Source organism: uncultured Tateyamaria sp., from assembly GCF_947504105.1.
Taxonomy (GTDB): domain Bacteria; phylum Pseudomonadota; class Alphaproteobacteria; order Rhodobacterales; family Rhodobacteraceae; genus Tateyamaria.
In genome coordinates this window covers 1-14,555 of the sequence record NZ_CANNGP010000066.1, presented here as the reverse complement: position 1 = coordinate 14,555, position 14,555 = coordinate 1, and the positions used below count along the sequence as shown (strand labels likewise).

Annotated in this window: 15 protein-coding genes; 11 read left to right on the top strand and 4 right to left on the bottom strand. The window is 57.5% G+C overall.

From position 1 onward, the window contains the following. Nucleotides 1–167: 167 nt before the first annotated feature. The 3 genes from Q1A75_RS22055 to Q1A75_RS22045 all read left to right on the top strand — a co-directional run bounded on the left by Q1A75_RS22055 (nt 168) and on the right by Q1A75_RS22045 (nt 1,867). Complete coding sequence (locus Q1A75_RS22055; protein ID WP_299546003.1) at nt 168–593, top strand: LysR family transcriptional regulator; 426 nt, start codon at nt 168–170, stop codon at nt 591–593. Between the two features lie 12 nt (nt 594–605). Continuing rightward, nucleotides 606–1,037: a substrate binding domain-containing protein gene (locus Q1A75_RS22050; protein ID WP_299546002.1), complete on the top strand. Its 432-nt coding sequence runs from the start codon at nt 606–608 to the stop codon at nt 1,035–1,037. 314 nt (nt 1,038–1,351) lie between these two features. Then, the gene (locus Q1A75_RS22045) at nt 1,352–1,867 is read left to right on the top strand and encodes a hypothetical protein (protein WP_299546000.1); all 516 of its coding nucleotides are present in this window, start codon (nt 1,352–1,354) and stop codon (nt 1,865–1,867) included. Between the two features lie 90 nt (nt 1,868–1,957). Here the strand turns inward: Q1A75_RS22045 and Q1A75_RS22040 are convergent, their stop codons facing one another. The 3 genes from Q1A75_RS22040 to Q1A75_RS22030 all read right to left on the bottom strand — a co-directional run bounded on the left by Q1A75_RS22040 (nt 1,958) and on the right by Q1A75_RS22030 (nt 5,878). After that, entirely contained in the window at nt 1,958–3,517 is a 1,560-nt protein-coding gene (locus Q1A75_RS22040; RefSeq protein ID WP_299545998.1) for an ABC transporter substrate-binding protein, read from the bottom strand. A 113-nt stretch (nt 3,518–3,630) separates the two neighbouring features. Then, on the bottom strand, nt 3,631–5,208 hold the full coding sequence (locus Q1A75_RS22035) for an ABC transporter substrate-binding protein (RefSeq protein WP_299545996.1): 1,578 nt from the start codon (nt 5,206–5,208) through the stop codon (nt 3,631–3,633). 262 nt (nt 5,209–5,470) lie between these two features. Further along, the gene (locus Q1A75_RS22030; RefSeq protein WP_299545994.1) at nt 5,471–5,878 is read right to left on the bottom strand and encodes an Rrf2 family transcriptional regulator; all 408 of its coding nucleotides are present in this window, start codon (nt 5,876–5,878) and stop codon (nt 5,471–5,473) included. A gap of 105 nt (nt 5,879–5,983) precedes the next feature. Between Q1A75_RS22030 and Q1A75_RS22025 the strand changes: the two genes are divergently transcribed. The 8 genes from Q1A75_RS22025 to Q1A75_RS21990 are packed head-to-tail and all read left to right on the top strand — an operon-like array spanning nt 5,984 to nt 13,006. Next, nucleotides 5,984–7,195, top strand: a complete 1,212-nt coding sequence (locus tag Q1A75_RS22025) for a GTP-binding protein (RefSeq protein ID WP_299545992.1) — start codon at nt 5,984–5,986, stop codon at nt 7,193–7,195. Continuing rightward, the gene (locus Q1A75_RS22020; protein ID WP_299545991.1) at nt 7,192–7,464 is read left to right on the top strand and encodes a DUF6525 family protein; all 273 of its coding nucleotides are present in this window, start codon (nt 7,192–7,194) and stop codon (nt 7,462–7,464) included. The genes Q1A75_RS22025 and Q1A75_RS22020 overlap by 4 nt, the downstream gene beginning before the upstream one ends. A gap of 10 nt (nt 7,465–7,474) precedes the next feature. After that, the gene (locus tag Q1A75_RS22015; RefSeq protein ID WP_299545990.1) at nt 7,475–8,998 is read left to right on the top strand and encodes an ABC transporter substrate-binding protein; all 1,524 of its coding nucleotides are present in this window, start codon (nt 7,475–7,477) and stop codon (nt 8,996–8,998) included. Further along, nucleotides 8,995–9,678, top strand: coding sequence for an ATP-binding cassette domain-containing protein (locus Q1A75_RS22010; RefSeq protein ID WP_299545989.1), 684 nt, complete (start codon nt 8,995–8,997; stop codon nt 9,676–9,678). Before Q1A75_RS22015 ends, Q1A75_RS22010 begins: the two co-directional genes overlap by 4 nt. Then, nucleotides 9,672–10,397 (top strand): ATP-binding cassette domain-containing protein, encoded by a 726-nt coding sequence (locus tag Q1A75_RS22005; protein WP_299545988.1) that lies wholly within the window; start codon nt 9,672–9,674, stop codon nt 10,395–10,397. Before Q1A75_RS22010 ends, Q1A75_RS22005 begins: the two co-directional genes overlap by 7 nt. Beyond that, entirely contained in the window at nt 10,394–11,323 is a 930-nt protein-coding gene (locus Q1A75_RS22000) for an ABC transporter permease (RefSeq protein ID WP_299545986.1), read from the top strand. The genes Q1A75_RS22005 and Q1A75_RS22000 overlap by 4 nt, the downstream gene beginning before the upstream one ends. Nucleotide 11,324: 1 nt before the next feature. Further along, a complete protein-coding gene (locus Q1A75_RS21995; protein ID WP_299545984.1) occupies nt 11,325–12,119 on the top strand; it encodes an ABC transporter permease in 795 nt (264 codons plus the stop codon). Further along, on the top strand, nt 12,119–13,006 hold the full coding sequence (locus Q1A75_RS21990) for a DMT family transporter (protein WP_299545982.1): 888 nt from the start codon (nt 12,119–12,121) through the stop codon (nt 13,004–13,006). Before Q1A75_RS21995 ends, Q1A75_RS21990 begins: the two co-directional genes overlap by 1 nt. Nucleotides 13,007–13,494: 488 nt before the next feature. Here the strand turns inward: Q1A75_RS21990 and Q1A75_RS21985 are convergent, their stop codons facing one another. Further along, nucleotides 13,495–14,355 carry an IS110 family transposase gene (locus tag Q1A75_RS21985; protein ID WP_299545980.1) on the bottom strand — a complete coding sequence of 287 codons (861 nt, stop codon included), beginning with the start codon at nt 14,353–14,355 and terminating at the stop codon, nt 13,495–13,497. Nucleotides 14,356–14,555: the final 200 nt, after the last annotated feature.

Sequence of the window (14,555 nt, the reverse complement as noted above, 5' to 3'; positions counted from 1 at the left end):
AAAGATCAGACATGTTCACCGCTTTTTGCAGCCGTGAAACACGCCCCGCAGCGGAAATCAATGGGTCCTGAGCCTAGCAATCCCGGTGTTTTTGGATAATTAGGTAAAATCCGATATGATAATCCGTATTTTCCGATGAATGAGGCCTTGCCATATTGCTCGACAATTTGAGACTGTTTCTACAGATCGTTGAGAAGGGCGGGCTTGCCGTCGCAGGCCGTGAATTGGGTCTTGCATCTACAACAGTGTCCGAACGACTTTCTGCCTTGGAGGCCCACTACAACGTCCGGCTTCTGACACGGACAACGCGTTCAATCAGTCTGACGGATGAAGGACGAGAGCTGGTTGTAGGTGCGCGGCGTCTCCTAGCAGAGGCTGAGGAAATTGAAGCGCGTATCAAGCTCGGTGTTGAAAAAATTTCCGGATCAATCCGTCTGAGCGCCCCTATTAATCTAGGCCGCAATCAGATCGTACCTATGCTTGATATCTTCATGTCCGAAAATCGCGAAGTGACGGTCGATCTGACGCTGAGTGATGGGAATGTTGATCTGGTTGGGCAGGGTATTGATCTCGCTCTGCGCTATGGCGATTAAGCTGATAGCTCGATGAAGTCGAAAAAGCTGCACGACAATCGGCGACTGATCTGCGCGTCCCCGAGCTATCTAAAAGAAAACGGTGTGCCGAAGCATCCCGACGATCTGGCGCATCACAACTGCATCATCATGCGGTTCGGCAGCCGGACTGATCAAGACTGGTCGTTCCGTGAAAAGGGACGGCAACGGAGCTGTCGCGTTAGCGGTGATCGCATTGCAAACGATGGCGAGCTTGCGCGGCGTTGGTGCCTGAACGGACATGGCATCGCTCTTAAATCGGAGTGGGACATTCAGGCTGATCTTGAAGCGGGCAGATTGGTCTCAATCTTGGAAGAGTTTGCACCGCCGCCAACGTCGTTGCAGATGGTCTATCCCGCAGGTGCCGTGCAGCCGAGGCGCGTCAGAGCATTGATGGATCATCTGAGTATTGGTTTTGCGCGTTGAGAGCGAAATGCCGAAAACTTGCCAATAGCGGACTCTCATCGGATGACAGGAAATGGCAGCAAGGTCCGCACTGCTTGCTCTGGTCTACGTCGTGGTGAAGGTATGGTTTGGGTCGGAAATGCCGGACGTTTGGGCTGATATTGCGTGAAGCGGCCTCTCGGTAGAATCCAGATAATCAGCAATGTCGAGTCAAAGCTTGGCGGCGTTCCACACCAGGGTTGATGCCGCGAGCGCATCTTTTCTTGCTTTTGCCCTTTCTTCGCCTGTTTTGCATTCCACTTTCGCGGGAACGGCCCTTTGAATGGAGATATCCCGTGAACCCCCGGATCATTGTTGCTGCACTATGCGTTGTTTCAGCTTGCGGGGCCCCCGCGCCCCAGCAGAAGGGCGTTGGGTTTTCAACGCCGGGCGCGTCCCAAACAATCACCGCCGCGCAACGGACTCCTGCAGCCGAAGTGCCTGCGTCGCAAACCTCGAACCTGCCATTTTATCAAGAGCAAACAAGATCCTACGCCAAGCGTGGGCGTTCGACCAGTGAGCGTTCGGCGGCGATGGATGCCTTCCGTGCGCGCACGTCTTTCTGGGAGAAAGGCGACAGTGAACTTGTCACTTTGGGCAGGTATCGGCTGAAGTTTCGTCAGGTTCGGGTTGATACCCATGACTTCATTGTCGCGCACAATGCGTCGCACACTGTCGGGGCGCAGCGCTTCAACCTGACGGCAAAGGCACGGCAGGTGGCGCAATCCAAGACGACATGCCAGCTCAAGGACGGCACCTATCACGTGCGCGATGGGTACGAGCGGGGCATGGTTTTTGCGCTGAGCTGTTAAGCTGACCCGCTTTTTTCGGTAGTGATCGGTGCAATGATAAAGGCCCACCCCGGATTGCGGGATGAGCCATTCTTTTCCGGGGTTGCCGGATCAGTTCACCGTCACCCAGCGCAGGATAAAGAAGTTATCCGGACGTTGTGTCAGATCGATGCTGGACTTGGCCCCCCAGACCAGCGGCTGAACGTACATGGGGACATAAGCGACCTCGTCCTGCAGGATCTTGGTGGTTTCATCCAGCATGGCCTGACGTTTGGCGTCGTCGATCTCGGACTGGATCATCGGCAGCAATTCGTCCACGCGGGCGTTTGAGAACCCGCCGAAGTTCCACGAGCCGAGTTTCTCTTCCTCGTTCGGGGTTGCGGCCAGGAAGCGGATCGGGTGTTCGGCATCGAACGTGCCCGGGGACCAGCCCAGCAGGTACATGTCGTAATTGTCTTCGCGCAGTTCGGGCCAGTAGTTCTGGACCGGCATCGCGTCGAGGACGGCTGTGATCCCGACCTGCGCCAGCATGCCCGTGACGGCCTGGCAGACGGCTTCGTCGTTCAGGTAGCGGTCGTTGGGGCATTTCAGGCCGAACGAGAACCCGTTTTCATAGCCTGCCTCGGCCAACAAGGCCTTGGCCTGTTCAGGGTCGTAAGCGGGACGGTCCGCAAGCGCCGCCGAGTAGCCGCGCATGGCGGGGCTGACCAGTTGGCTGGCGGGTTCCGCGTTGCCACGCATGATTGTTTGCAGGATGGCAGGTACGTTGACGGCATGGGCCACCGCCTGACGCACCCGGGCGTCTGCAAATGGGTTGGCATCGGTTGTTTCGCTGGAATATTTCAGCGCGTCGGCTTCGTGTGGGAAACCCAGCATGATGATCCGCGCTTCGATCCCTTGGATCACCTTGACCGCGTCATTGGCGGCAAGGCGTTCGGCGTCCTGAATGGGCACCGGGTTGATCAGGTCCACATCACCGGACAGCAGCGCTGCCACGGCGGTGGCGGGGTTCTGGATCGGGGTCAGTTCGGCGCGGGTGATGTTGTGTTCGGCGGTGTCCCACCAGTCGCCATTTGGCTCAAGAACAGTGCGCAGGCCAGGCTCGCGTGCCGTCACCTTGAATGCCCCCGTACCATTGGTGTTCAGCGTGGCGTAGTTGCCGCTTTCCTTGTCGGGCAGGGTGGTGTTGTTGGCTTCGGCCCAGCCGCTGTCCATCATCATCCAGTTGGCGATGCTGTCGGGAAAGATCGGGTTGGGGGCGGTGGTCATGATATCGACAGTGTAGTCATCGACCTTGACGACCTCGGAAACAGGGGCGAACCAGCTGCGCGTGTCCGATGCCTCGTCGCTGGCGCGCTGGTAGGAAAAGATCACGTCATCCGCGTTGAATGCGGCCCCGTCGTGGAACGTGACGCCCTGCCGAAGTGTAAATCGCCACCCTTCACCTGCGCCAATCGGTTCCCACGATGTGGCGAGTGCCGGTTCGATGGTCATGTCCTTGCCGCGGCGGACAAGCCCCTCGTACACGTTGTTGAGAAAGCCCAGCACGGCGGCCGAGTTCACGGCGTGGGGGTCCATGGTTTGCGGGTCGGTGGTTTCGGCCCACTTGAATTCTTCGGCGATGGCCGGTGCGGCCAGAACGGTGCTGGCCAGAAGGAAAGCGCGGATCATGTGTCTTGGTCCTTGATGCGGTTTCAATGAAATCGGTGAAAAACAGGCAACACCCCGGCGCGCATTCGGGGTCAAAACGAATAGGGGGCCGCACGTGCGGCCCCCGTCCATGATCAGTTCATGGTGATGTATTTGACCTTGGGCTGGTCTTCGGGATCAACCTCGATCCCCACACCTTCGCCCATGCCCCAGTTCAGGACCTGGTGGTGCAGCGGAATATAAAGCTGCTCGTCCTGCACAACGCGCCAGATATCGGCGATGTCGGCGTTGCGGGCTTCCAGATCGGTGTTCGAGGCCAGCGACTTGATCTTGGCATCGATCTCGTCGTTGTCGAACCCGGTGCCGTTCCAGGTGCCGATATCGCTTTCACGACCGTGGACAAGGAAGTTGAAGATGTATTCCGAGTCGTATGTCGGCACACCCCAGCCCAGCATGTAGAAATCGGTCTGCCCATCTGTGATCAGCGGGAAGTGTTGCGCCTTTGGCTTGGCATCCAGGTTCACGGTCACGCCGATCTGACCCAGCATGCCGACAGCCGCCTGGCAGATCGCTTCATCGTTGATGTAGCGGTCGTTCGGGCAGTCAAGACGGATCGAGAAGCCGCTGTCATAGCCTGCTTCGGCCAGCAGGGCCTTGGCCCCGTCGATGTCGGTCGAGGACTCGCCGTCCATCGCCTCGGTCCAGCCGTTGACGAAGGGCGGGGCGATCATGCCCGCGGGCTGTGATTGGCCGCGCATCACGACCTGACGGATCGCATCACGGTTCATCGCCATCGACATCGCCTTGCGCACGCGCACATCGGCCAGCGGGTTGGCACCATCCACGTTGTCGGCTTCGATGTCATCCGCGCCCTGGTTCATACCAAAAAAGATCACGCGGTTCTGCGGGGCCTGCTTGACCACCAGACCGTCGGCGGCATTGACGCGCTCAAGGTCCTGCACCGGCATGTCCTGGAGGAAGTTGATCTCACCCGACAGCATGGCTGCGACGCGGGTCGCCGCGTTCTGGATGGGGGTGTAGACGATCTCGGTCACTTCCATCGGGAACTGGTCGATGCCCCAATAGTTGTCGTTGCGGGTCATGACGGTTTTCACGTCAGGCTCGCGGCTTTGCAGAACGTAAGGCCCGGTGCCGTTGGCGTTGGTGGTGGCGTATGTGATCTCGCCCCCTTCAAAGTCCTGCACGTTTACGGTGTTGTTCGCCTCGGTCCAGTCCTTGTCCATGATGAACAGGTTGGTCAGGTTCGAGGGCAGGATCGGGTTCGGGCCATCCGTGACCATCTCGATGGTGTAGTCATCAACAGCGCGTACTTCGGTGATCGAGCCGATCAGTTCCTTCATGTCGGAATTGGGCTGCATCGCACGCTCAAAACTGAACACGACGTCTTCGGCGTTGAAGGCCGCACCGTCATGGAATGTGACGCCTTCGCGCAGTTTGAAGACCCAGACATTCGGGTCATCGGCTTTGGGTGCCCATTCGGTGGCGAGTGCGGGTTCAAACGCGCCGGTCGTGTCGCGGATGATCAGCGGCTCGTACATCTGGTGGCGGATAGTGTGCGACGGCCCTTCGTTCTGTGAGTGCGGATCAAGGGTGAGCGCGTCACCCGCGCGGGCCCATTTCAGCGTTTCGGCGCTGACCAGCGCTGTGCTCGACAGCAGCAGCGCGGCGGATAGGAATGACGTGACTTTCATGGAAATCTCCCCATTTGCTTTTCTGCCTATGAGTGTTGGTTACTCCGGCGGGATTGGCAAGCAGGTAGAGGGGTGAACAGCCCGGCAAATGCCGGGTGGCGTGTAAATCGTCAGATGAGTTTGATATTCACGTATGAACTGGCCCAGAGTGCGTGTATGGGCGTGTGGGATACCTCCGATTTGGACGCAGCACAGACATTTGCTTGACCGCAAACTGTTCAAATTGGCGTGTTATATCCTATTGGATTAGCGGTGGGCTGTGTCACCCGTGCTCTCGTACTTCCGCGATTGTGGTGACGGCCAGTCGTTCGATCAAGCTGCGCTCGATCTCTTCTAAAACTGAAGCTACCTTTCTTTGCAGGACGTGCTCAACTGAACATGCGGGTGTCTCCTCTTCTCCGCCTGTTGCGACCAAGCTTTCATCCAGTGCGAGGTAGACATCCGCCAACGTAATCTGCTCGGGTTCGCGTGCTAGACACCATCCTCCGGAGTGACCCTTTTCCGACGTCAACAACCCCGCCTCTCGCAGCTTTCCCAGGACACGCCTTACCACAACAGGATTGGTTCCAGCATGCTCGGCAATGTCTGCCGATGTGCGCATACGCTGCGGGTCACCTGCCATATGGCCAAGCGTGTGGAGGGCGAGCGACAGGCGTGAATTGCGTTTCATAGGCGGTTCTTCTCCAAGGTGGAGAATGAATGTAACATTCACTGTTGCATCAATCTAGTAACTGAATAAGTTACCTGACTTGTAGGGTAGCGAACGGAGCCGGACATGTCAGATACACCCCTTCCCGTCACGGTGCTTTCCGGCTTTCTGGGCGCAGGAAAAACCACACTCCTCAACCGAGTGTTGAACAGCCATGAAGGTCACCGGGTTGCGGTGATCTTTAACGATATGTCCGGGGTGAATATCGACGTGGATCTGGTGCGGATCGATACGAAGTTCAGTCAGACAGATGAAACGCTGGTCGAGATGTCAAGCGGATGCATCTGCTGTACCTTGCGGGACGACCTTCTGGACGAGGTGCGGCGGCTCGCCGCCGAGGGGTGCTTTGATTATCTTCTTATCGAATCGACCGACATTTCCAAGCCGCTTCCCGTCGCAGCCACGTTCGATTACAGCGATGAGTTTGGCGATAGCCTCGCAGATGTGGCCTCCCTTGATACAATGGTTACCCTCGTCGATGCCGTGAACTTGCTGAGGGATTACTCCGGCCAAGACTTCCTGAATGATCGTAGGGAGACGATGGGAAAGGAAGATGAGCGCACGTTGGTTCACCTGCTTACTGACCGGACCGAATTCGCCGACGTTGTCATCCTGAATAAGGTCGGTGATGCAGGCCCCGACCGCGTGGATGCCGCGCGCAAGATAAGTCGCAGCCTCAACGCTAACGCCCGGGTCATTGAGGTTGATCATTCTGATGTCGCTGGTGATGCAATCCTCGATACCGGCCTATTTGATTTTGAGAAGGCACATAGGCACCCCACGCGGGCCAAGGAGCTTTACAGCTTTGCCGATCACACACCCGAATTCGAAGAATATGACGTTGCCTCATACGTGTATCGAGAACGGCAACCGTTTATTCCCGAGAAGGTCTTGGAAGTTCTAAACGGTAACTTGCCAGGCGTCGTCCGGGCCAAGGGACATTTCTGGATTGCGATACGCCCGGAGTCGGTGGCTGAATTCCCGCTCGCCGGTCCCCTGTCCAGTGAGAAGCCACTTGGCACGTGGTGGGCAATTGTACCCAAGGACAGCTGGCGTGATCACGAAAGTGCACACATTTATCTGCAAGCTCACTGGCAACAGCCTAGAGGAGACCGGCGACAGGAACTGGTTTTTATCGGCGCAGGGACCGACTGGCCAGCTCTCAAGGCGCGGCTTGATGCCTGCCTCGCGCCAGAAATGGTTGCGGCAAGCCCGGATGCACTACCAGACTTTGTAGATCCCTGTCCGGGTTGGTGGCGTGCAGAGCAAGCAGCATGAACCAAAATCTTGGCGATACTGGCATTCGTAGCAAGTGGCGGGCCGCCGACCCCATGCAAACCTATGATGCATTGCCGACACCGCTGCGTCGGTGGCTGTCACAAGCCGTTTTGCCGTGGTCACCTGCCTCTGCCCGTAAAATCTGGACGCGGGCGCATGCAAAGGGCCTCGGTGCGGATGATGCGCTTGCTTTGTTGTGCCGCGCTGAAACCAATACGCTCGCCCGCGACAAGCGCGCGATCTGCCAGCCAATCCATCCAACAGAATAAGGACTTTCCCATGTCATTCATGACACGGCTCGCTATCGCTACCATCCTTTCGCTTTTATCCATGATACCCGCCGTCGCACAGGAAGGTACCTTCAACATTTCCGTCGGTTTCATCTCCAGTGATCCGATCCCTGACCCGCGAGCAGGCTACAACGGCTGGATGTCGAACCAGACGGGCGTGACCGAGACCCTAATGGGGATCGATTATGAGTTAAATCTCTATCCCCGCTTGGCCGAGAGTATCGACCAAGCAGCGCCCACAACCTGGCGAGTTACACTGCGTGACGGGCTGATATTTCATGACGGCACACCCGTAACAGCGCAGGCCGTAGTGGATGCAATCACTCCGATCTCTGTTGAAGACCACCCCGGGTACAACGCCCGCATCGCAAACCTTCTCGACCTTGCCTCCATGTCGACAGATGGCGATCAGGTCGTTGTGTTCGAGACAAACAGCCCGAACGCAGCATTTCCATGGACGTTGTCTGAGCCGGGCATTGCCGTCTTGGGGGTTGCTTCTGATGACTACCCTATCAACGCCACAGGACCATATGTTTTCCAAGAGGCGATCCCGGACCAGCTCTACCGTGTTACGGCAAATACTGATTACCGCCTGGGCACACCGGGCTTTGAAGAAGTGCGTGTTGTCGGTATTCCCGACCCGGGCGCATCCGCCTTGGCGTTTGAGGCAGGTGAGGTCGATATGGTGATCAACTATCCCGAAACGGATTTCGCGCGCATTCAGGAAACAGGTGCGCTTGGCTTTGCGGCCCCTACGGCCCGCCTCTATTTCTACACAGTAAATGCGACCAGCGGGCCAATGGCGAACCCGTTGATCCGACGTGCCGTTTCCGCGGCCATTGACCGTGGCGGTATCGTCGATGCCGCGCTGTCCGGTGTTGGCGGCGTCCCTTCGGGCACAGTGTACCCGGCAGGTATGGGATGGGCGGCGGACATTGATCCGGTCTATGATCCGGCCTTGGCCGAAGATCTGTTGGCAGAGGCCGGTGCGGTGAAATATGATGGCGTATGGATGCTTGATGGTGCGCCGCTGGAAATCGATATCGTGACTTATGCGTCACGTGCTGCGTTGCCGACGACAGCAGAGCTGACCCAGGCCTTTTTGCAAGCCATCGGTGTGACCGCCACGATCAGCGTCGGCGAATACGGGGCCAGCAACGATGCTATAGCGGCGGGCGAGGCGGATATGTTCCTGCAAGCATGGGTAACAACACCGCAAGGCGACCCCGGAGCAGTGCTGGAAACTTTGCTGAAATCCACAGGCGGGTCGAATGCGGGTGGCTACAGCAATCCAGATATGGATCAATTGCTCGCCGATGGGCGTACCACCTTTGACCAAGCGGGGCGTGAAGCAATCTACGATCAAGTACAAGAGATCATTGCGGCTGATGCGGCCATGATCCCGGTCTTTCACGCCAGCCAAACCAATGTCGCGCGTTCGGGGTTGATCGGTTATGCCGTACACCCGACAGAGACCTATTGGATCACGCATGAGACAACCTTGACCAAATGATATTCACAGCGACGGGTCTGAGCGCAATCCGCTCGGGCCGCACCATTCTACATCCGACGGACGTTGACATAAGGCCCTGCGAACGCGTCGGGCTTGTTGGCGCATCGGGGTCGGGAAAATCGACGCTTGGCCACGCGCTGATTGATACATTGCGCGCACAAGGCGTACGTGTTGCCCATGTCCCACAAAGCCCGGATGAAGCGCTGGATCCGTTACGGTCCATGGACTTTCATTGGTGCGAAGCAGAACGGGCCTTGGGGTTAACTCATGACGCGTCCCGTCAAAAGAAGCTCATTACGACGCTGCGGATCGAAGGTGGTGACCTGCACAAACGTCCATGGGGCTGGAGCCGCGGCATGCAGCAGCGCTTTGTCATTGCCATGGCCCTTATCGGAACGCTGGATTTGCTGGTGATGGATGAGCCGACCTCGGCGCTGGATCCGGTCGTGGCAGCTGATACGATGGATCTTCTTGACCGCTATCTGACGGAGCGTCAAACCGCGTTTCTGCTCATCACACATGATCTGGGCCTCGCCGCACGCCGGGTTGCCCGTGTTATAGTTATGGATGACGGACGGATTGTCGAAGATGCACCGACCGAACAGTTTCTTTTGGCACCAGTCACCCAAGCTGCCAAATCCCTTTGCGCACACCGCAACTGGCTGGAATTGCCATGCTAGAGGTTAGTCAGGTATCCGTCCGGCGCGGATCTACCGTGACCTTGCATGACATCTCCATATCACTGGAACCGGGCCAAACACTTGCCGTTGTTGGCGAAAGCGGTGCAGGAAAATCGACATTGATTAACGCGATCCTTGGGTTGGTGCCGTGCAGCGCGGGGCAGGTGACGTGGGACTCATTGCCCGTGCGCCAATGCTGGCCGGCTCTTGTGATGCAAGAGCCACGTAGCGCATTCAATCCTCGCCTGTCCCTTCGCCGTTCCGTGATGGAACCGGTAACAGTGCGTGGCACGGTAGTTGACGCGGGCCGGTTGGATAGGCTTTGTGCGGGCTTGGAGATCGCGCAGGGCCTACTTGACCGTCGCCCGGCCGAAGTTTCCATTGGCCAAGCACAGCGGGTGGGTATTCTGCGCGCCTTGATCGCGGCCCCGCCGTTGGTTCTTTTTGACGAACCTCTGTCGGCGCTGGACGCAGTGACACAAAAACACACCGCCCAATTGATTTCGCAGTTGCAAGGCGAAGAGGGGTTTGCCGCGCTGATCGTCACCCATGATCTGGGTTATGCCGCTGCCTTCGCAGACGAAATTGCCGTCCTGCGCGCGGGCCGCATTGAGGAACTGACAGCGGCGCAAGACTTCGTCCAAGCACCCCAAACCCCCTATGGGCAGTCGTTGTGCGACGCCGCGTTCGCACTTGGCGCATTGGAACGGGTCGCGTGATCCAATTTATTGCGATACTTCTGCAGCGCGCCGTTGTTGTTTTGACCGGCGCGGCAATGGCGACCTTTGCTTTGCTTTGGCACGCGCCGGGCGATCCTGCGCTGGCCATTGCGATGGCCCGTCATAATGCGATTGTCTCGACAGATGTGGTTGATCTGATCCGCGCCGAGGCGGGTTTGGACGCTGGATTTTGGTCAGCCTTTCAAGCGTGGATCACGCCGCTCCTGGTAGGAGACTTTGGGCAATCATCTGTCACGGGGCGCGACGTCTGGCCAGACTTGGTGACAGCCGTATCATACACCATGCCGCTGGCATTGGCGGCTCTGATGGTTGGCCTTATGGTGTCCGTGCCGCTTGCGTTGGTTGCCACGCTGCACCCAGGAGGTTGGTTGGATCGCGGCGCAGTTGCTTTGGCATCTATCGGAGTTGCAATTCCTGCGTTTTGGCTGGGCCTTCTGCTGATCTTGCTCTTTGCAGTGCATTTGGGTTGGCTGCCTGCAATGGGCGCACGGACGCCGCAACATATCATTCTGCCTGCGCTGACGCTTGGGCTCGGCGTTGCGGCGTCACTCACGCGCATTCTCCGATCTGGTATCCTGGAAGCGCGGGACCAGCCTTTCTTACCAGCCTTTCGCCGACGCGGTGTCGCGCACCGTAACATCGAACGCGACCATGTTACCCCTCATGCGGCGATCCCCTTCGTAACGGTCTTTGGCCTTGAACTGGCCTTCCTGCTCGAAGGGCTTGTCGTGGTCGAGGTGATCTTTGCCCGTCCCGGTCTTGCCGGCTTTCTCGTGACCGCAATCAAAACCCGTGATTTCCCAAAAGTCCAAGCGGTCGTGCTGGTAACAGCGGTTGTGTTTGTGGTGGTCAATCTCTTGATTGACCTGATCTATCGCAACCTCGACCCGCGGATTGGAGAGTAAGATGCGCAGCGTCGCCTGGCTCATCCTCGTGTTTGTCGCACTCGCAGTGTTTGGCCCGGTCATTGCGCCGTACAATCCGACGCAAATCGATATTCCGAACCGTCTGAGAGCGCCTAATGCAGAGCAGTTGCTGGGCACAGATGCCTTGGGGCGCGATATCCTGTCCCGTTTGCTGCATGGCGCACGGTGGTCTTTGGGCCTTGCGTTCGTGATCTCGGTCGCCGGGTTGGTCATTGGTACATGCATTGGATTGCTTGCCGCGTTTGGTGGCAAGGTGGTCGATTGGATCGTGATGCGTGCGACTGATACCTTTCTGGCATTCCCTGAACTGGTCGCTGCCGTTGTGATTGCGGGGGTGCTGGGCGCCGGCACAAGCAGCTTAATCTTCGCTCTGACCGTCACAAGCTGGATGCGGTATGCGCGTGTCGCGCGCGGTATTGGGCTGTCGTTGAATGCACGAGGCTACGTAGTACAGGCCCGTCTCGTGGGTCTGTCGCCATTTGCCATCGCGCGATGGCACTATTTGCCATCACTGATGCCATCCCTGACAGTGGTTTGGACAGGCATGTTCGCGCGGGCTATTCTTGGAATATCTGCGCTTGGATTCCTAGGCTTTGGGGTGCAACCGCCAATGCCGGAATGGGGCACTATGCTGCTGGATGCACGTATCCATATGCGATCCACACCGCTTCAAATGATCTGGCCCGGCATGGCGGTGGTCATCTGCGTGCTGACCATCAACCTGACAGGAGATGCCTTGCGCGACGCGCTGGCTAAGCAAGAGGTCAAGGCATAGTGGATGCAGATCGTCCAAGGCTCGGAATTGGGCTGCGTATTGCGTCAGGCATACTATTTGCCGGGATGGTGATTTGTGTAAAAGCCGTCAGTGAGGATGTACCACTAGGCGAGATCGTCTTTTTCAGGTCTGCCTTTGCGCTGATCCCACTCATCATTTTTCTATCGTTGCGCAATGAATTTCCACAAGGATTGGCAACCAAACGACCCATGGGACATTTGCTGCGGGCAAGTTTTGGCGCGTTAGCCCTGTTTGCGTCTTTCGCGGCCATTGCCCGGCTCAACGTCGCCGAAGCGATCTTGATCGCACAACTCACCCCGATCCTAATGGCTATCGCAGCAGTGTTCCTGCTGGACGAGCGTTTGACGGTCTGGCGGATGGGCGGGCTTACTTTGGGCTTTGCTGGGGTTGTCGTGATGGTCTGGCCAGAGCTTGGCGGTCACGGCGCAACCGGGGAACGCTTCATCGGCTATTTGCTCGCCTTGCTGTCCGCTGCTCTTGCGGCAATTGCTCTGATTATGGTCCGCAGCCTCAATCGCACTGAAAGCCCCGGCGCGATTGCCCTGTATTTTGTGCTGGCCTCCATGTTCGGTGCCCTTGCCACGTTGCCACTGGGCTGGGTTATGCCAAGTGGCTGGACGCTCTTGTTGCTGATCGGAGCGGGCCTGTTCGGCGGCTTTGCACATATCGCAATGACGCTGGCATTCCGCTACGCAGAAGCGACACGCCTCGCGTCTTTTGAGTATATCGCGCTGTTATGGCCAATACTGGCAGACCTGCTGATCTTCCGGCTTGCGCTCTCAACCAGTTTTCTGCTCGCGCTGCCTCTTGTATTGCTGGGAGCCGTCGTTGCCTCGGCAGAAAAGAGAAGGTGGTCTCATATTTGAAAAATGTGACCGAAACTGGTTGTTGAAATCCATGCGTTGAAAGCGCGCTTCTCTAATCGGGCGCTTAGGTCAAGTTCATTTCATCGTTTTTGTTCCCGTGCTTTGGGATCGTTGTCTCTCATCCGGGTCACACTTCTCTACGCAGTCGTTGATGGCCCAGTTCGGTTGGACCGCTGCATGCATGTGTCGGATTGGATGTGGAGCGCCCCGCTTAGTCTCGCGCTTCAAGTTGCGCAGTGAGCTTTTTCGGCGTCATCCACAGACCTCGTCCGGTGAGGGACGATCCCGTCTTTGGCTTCAGGAAGGGGTATCAGGTCATGCAATTCCCTCCACTTTCCCATGACGGAACTCGGTGTTGTCAGCCCACATGCGGTGCATGATGACGGCCAGCTTTCTGGCAACGGCTACCAGCGCACGGCGGCGACCTTTGCGGCGCATCAGGCGTAGGCCCCAGCTCTTGATTTCGGAACTCGCAACAGAGCGCATCATCATCGCATTGGCCGCAGCATAGAGCGTCCACGCACATCTCTGTCGCCTGCCTTAGAGATGCGACCTGGGTTATCCATCTCCCCGGATTGATATCGTCGCGGGGTTAGGCCGAAGTGAGCGGCAACGGTGCGAGAGCTGGTAAACCGCGCTGGATCATCGACAGCCGCACGGAACGTCAGGGCAGCAATAGGGCCGACACCGGGGATCGCCATGAAGCGCAGACAGTTCTCATCATGGCTGGCCGCTTGCTTTACACGGCGGTCCAACTCGCGATAGGTTTTGTAAAGCACAGCCCGCGCATCTAGCAGTGGCAAAAGTGCATGAGACAAATCCGGGTCTGCCTCGATCAATGGACGGACCCGCTCATCGAATGACCACTGATCGACACGGGGTGGCAAGCGCAAGCCAAAGACCCGGAACAAGCCACGAACTTCATTGGCCAGGTCGATGCATTTCTTCTGAACCGCCTTGCGACTGCTCAGGAGCGCTCTTAGCGCGTGCGCTTCGCGGCTCTTGATAAAGACCTTGCCGTACCATCCGGACCGCAGCACCTGTGCAATCCCACGCGCATCCGTCTTGTCGGTTTTATTGCGCATAGCTGACAGGGCAGCGTTCTCTTGTCTTGCTTCCATGCAGACAACATCAAAGCTAGCGGCCTGCAGGCCAAAGTAAAGATGCTGGCTCATTGCACCGGACTCAAATCCAACCCGACACTGACCAACAAGTACATCACGCAGGCAGGCCAAAATGTCCTCAATCTCGCATGCGACTGAGCGCTCAAAGATGTGCTTGCCATCAGCGTCAATCACGCAGACAGCCACCGATCGCAACGACACATCCAAACCCACATCGTAATCCATTTCGTTCTCCTCAAATTGCAGAAACATCCTGCAACTCTATCAAGAACCTGACCCATCAATCCGGTCAGCCCGATTACCCATGCTTCGTCCGTGAGGATTCCAGGGGTGGTCGCAACACTTTAATTTTATGAGAGAGATTGAGTGTTTAGATATGAAGTACCGCGGGCGGACGTTTTATACCGACAAGCAGAAGTCGGAGA

What these genes read in the sequence shown, in the direction of transcription:
- Q1A75_RS22040 (WP_299545998.1), bottom strand. Translation starts at nt 3,517, where the DNA reads ATGATCCGCGCTTTCCTTCTGGCCAGCACCGTTCTGGCCGCACCGGCC.
- Q1A75_RS21995 (WP_299545984.1), top strand. Translation starts at nt 11,325, where the DNA reads ATGCGCAGCGTCGCCTGGCTCATCCTCGTGTTTGTCGCACTCGCAGTG.
- Q1A75_RS22050 (WP_299546002.1), top strand. Translation starts at nt 606, where the DNA reads ATGAAGTCGAAAAAGCTGCACGACAATCGGCGACTGATCTGCGCGTCC.
- Q1A75_RS22020 (WP_299545991.1), top strand. Translation starts at nt 7,192, where the DNA reads ATGAACCAAAATCTTGGCGATACTGGCATTCGTAGCAAGTGGCGGGCC.
- Q1A75_RS21985 (WP_299545980.1), bottom strand. Translation starts at nt 14,355, where the DNA reads ATGGATTACGATGTGGGTTTGGATGTGTCGTTGCGATCGGTGGCTGTC.
- Q1A75_RS22005 (WP_299545988.1), top strand. Translation starts at nt 9,672, where the DNA reads ATGCTAGAGGTTAGTCAGGTATCCGTCCGGCGCGGATCTACCGTGACC.
- Q1A75_RS22035 (WP_299545996.1), bottom strand. Translation starts at nt 5,208, where the DNA reads ATGAAAGTCACGTCATTCCTATCCGCCGCGCTGCTGCTGTCGAGCACA.
- Q1A75_RS22025 (WP_299545992.1), top strand. Translation starts at nt 5,984, where the DNA reads ATGTCAGATACACCCCTTCCCGTCACGGTGCTTTCCGGCTTTCTGGGC.
- Q1A75_RS22015 (WP_299545990.1), top strand. Translation starts at nt 7,475, where the DNA reads ATGTCATTCATGACACGGCTCGCTATCGCTACCATCCTTTCGCTTTTA.
- Q1A75_RS22030 (WP_299545994.1), bottom strand. Translation starts at nt 5,878, where the DNA reads ATGAAACGCAATTCACGCCTGTCGCTCGCCCTCCACACGCTTGGCCAT.
- Q1A75_RS22010 (WP_299545989.1), top strand. Translation starts at nt 8,995, where the DNA reads ATGATATTCACAGCGACGGGTCTGAGCGCAATCCGCTCGGGCCGCACC.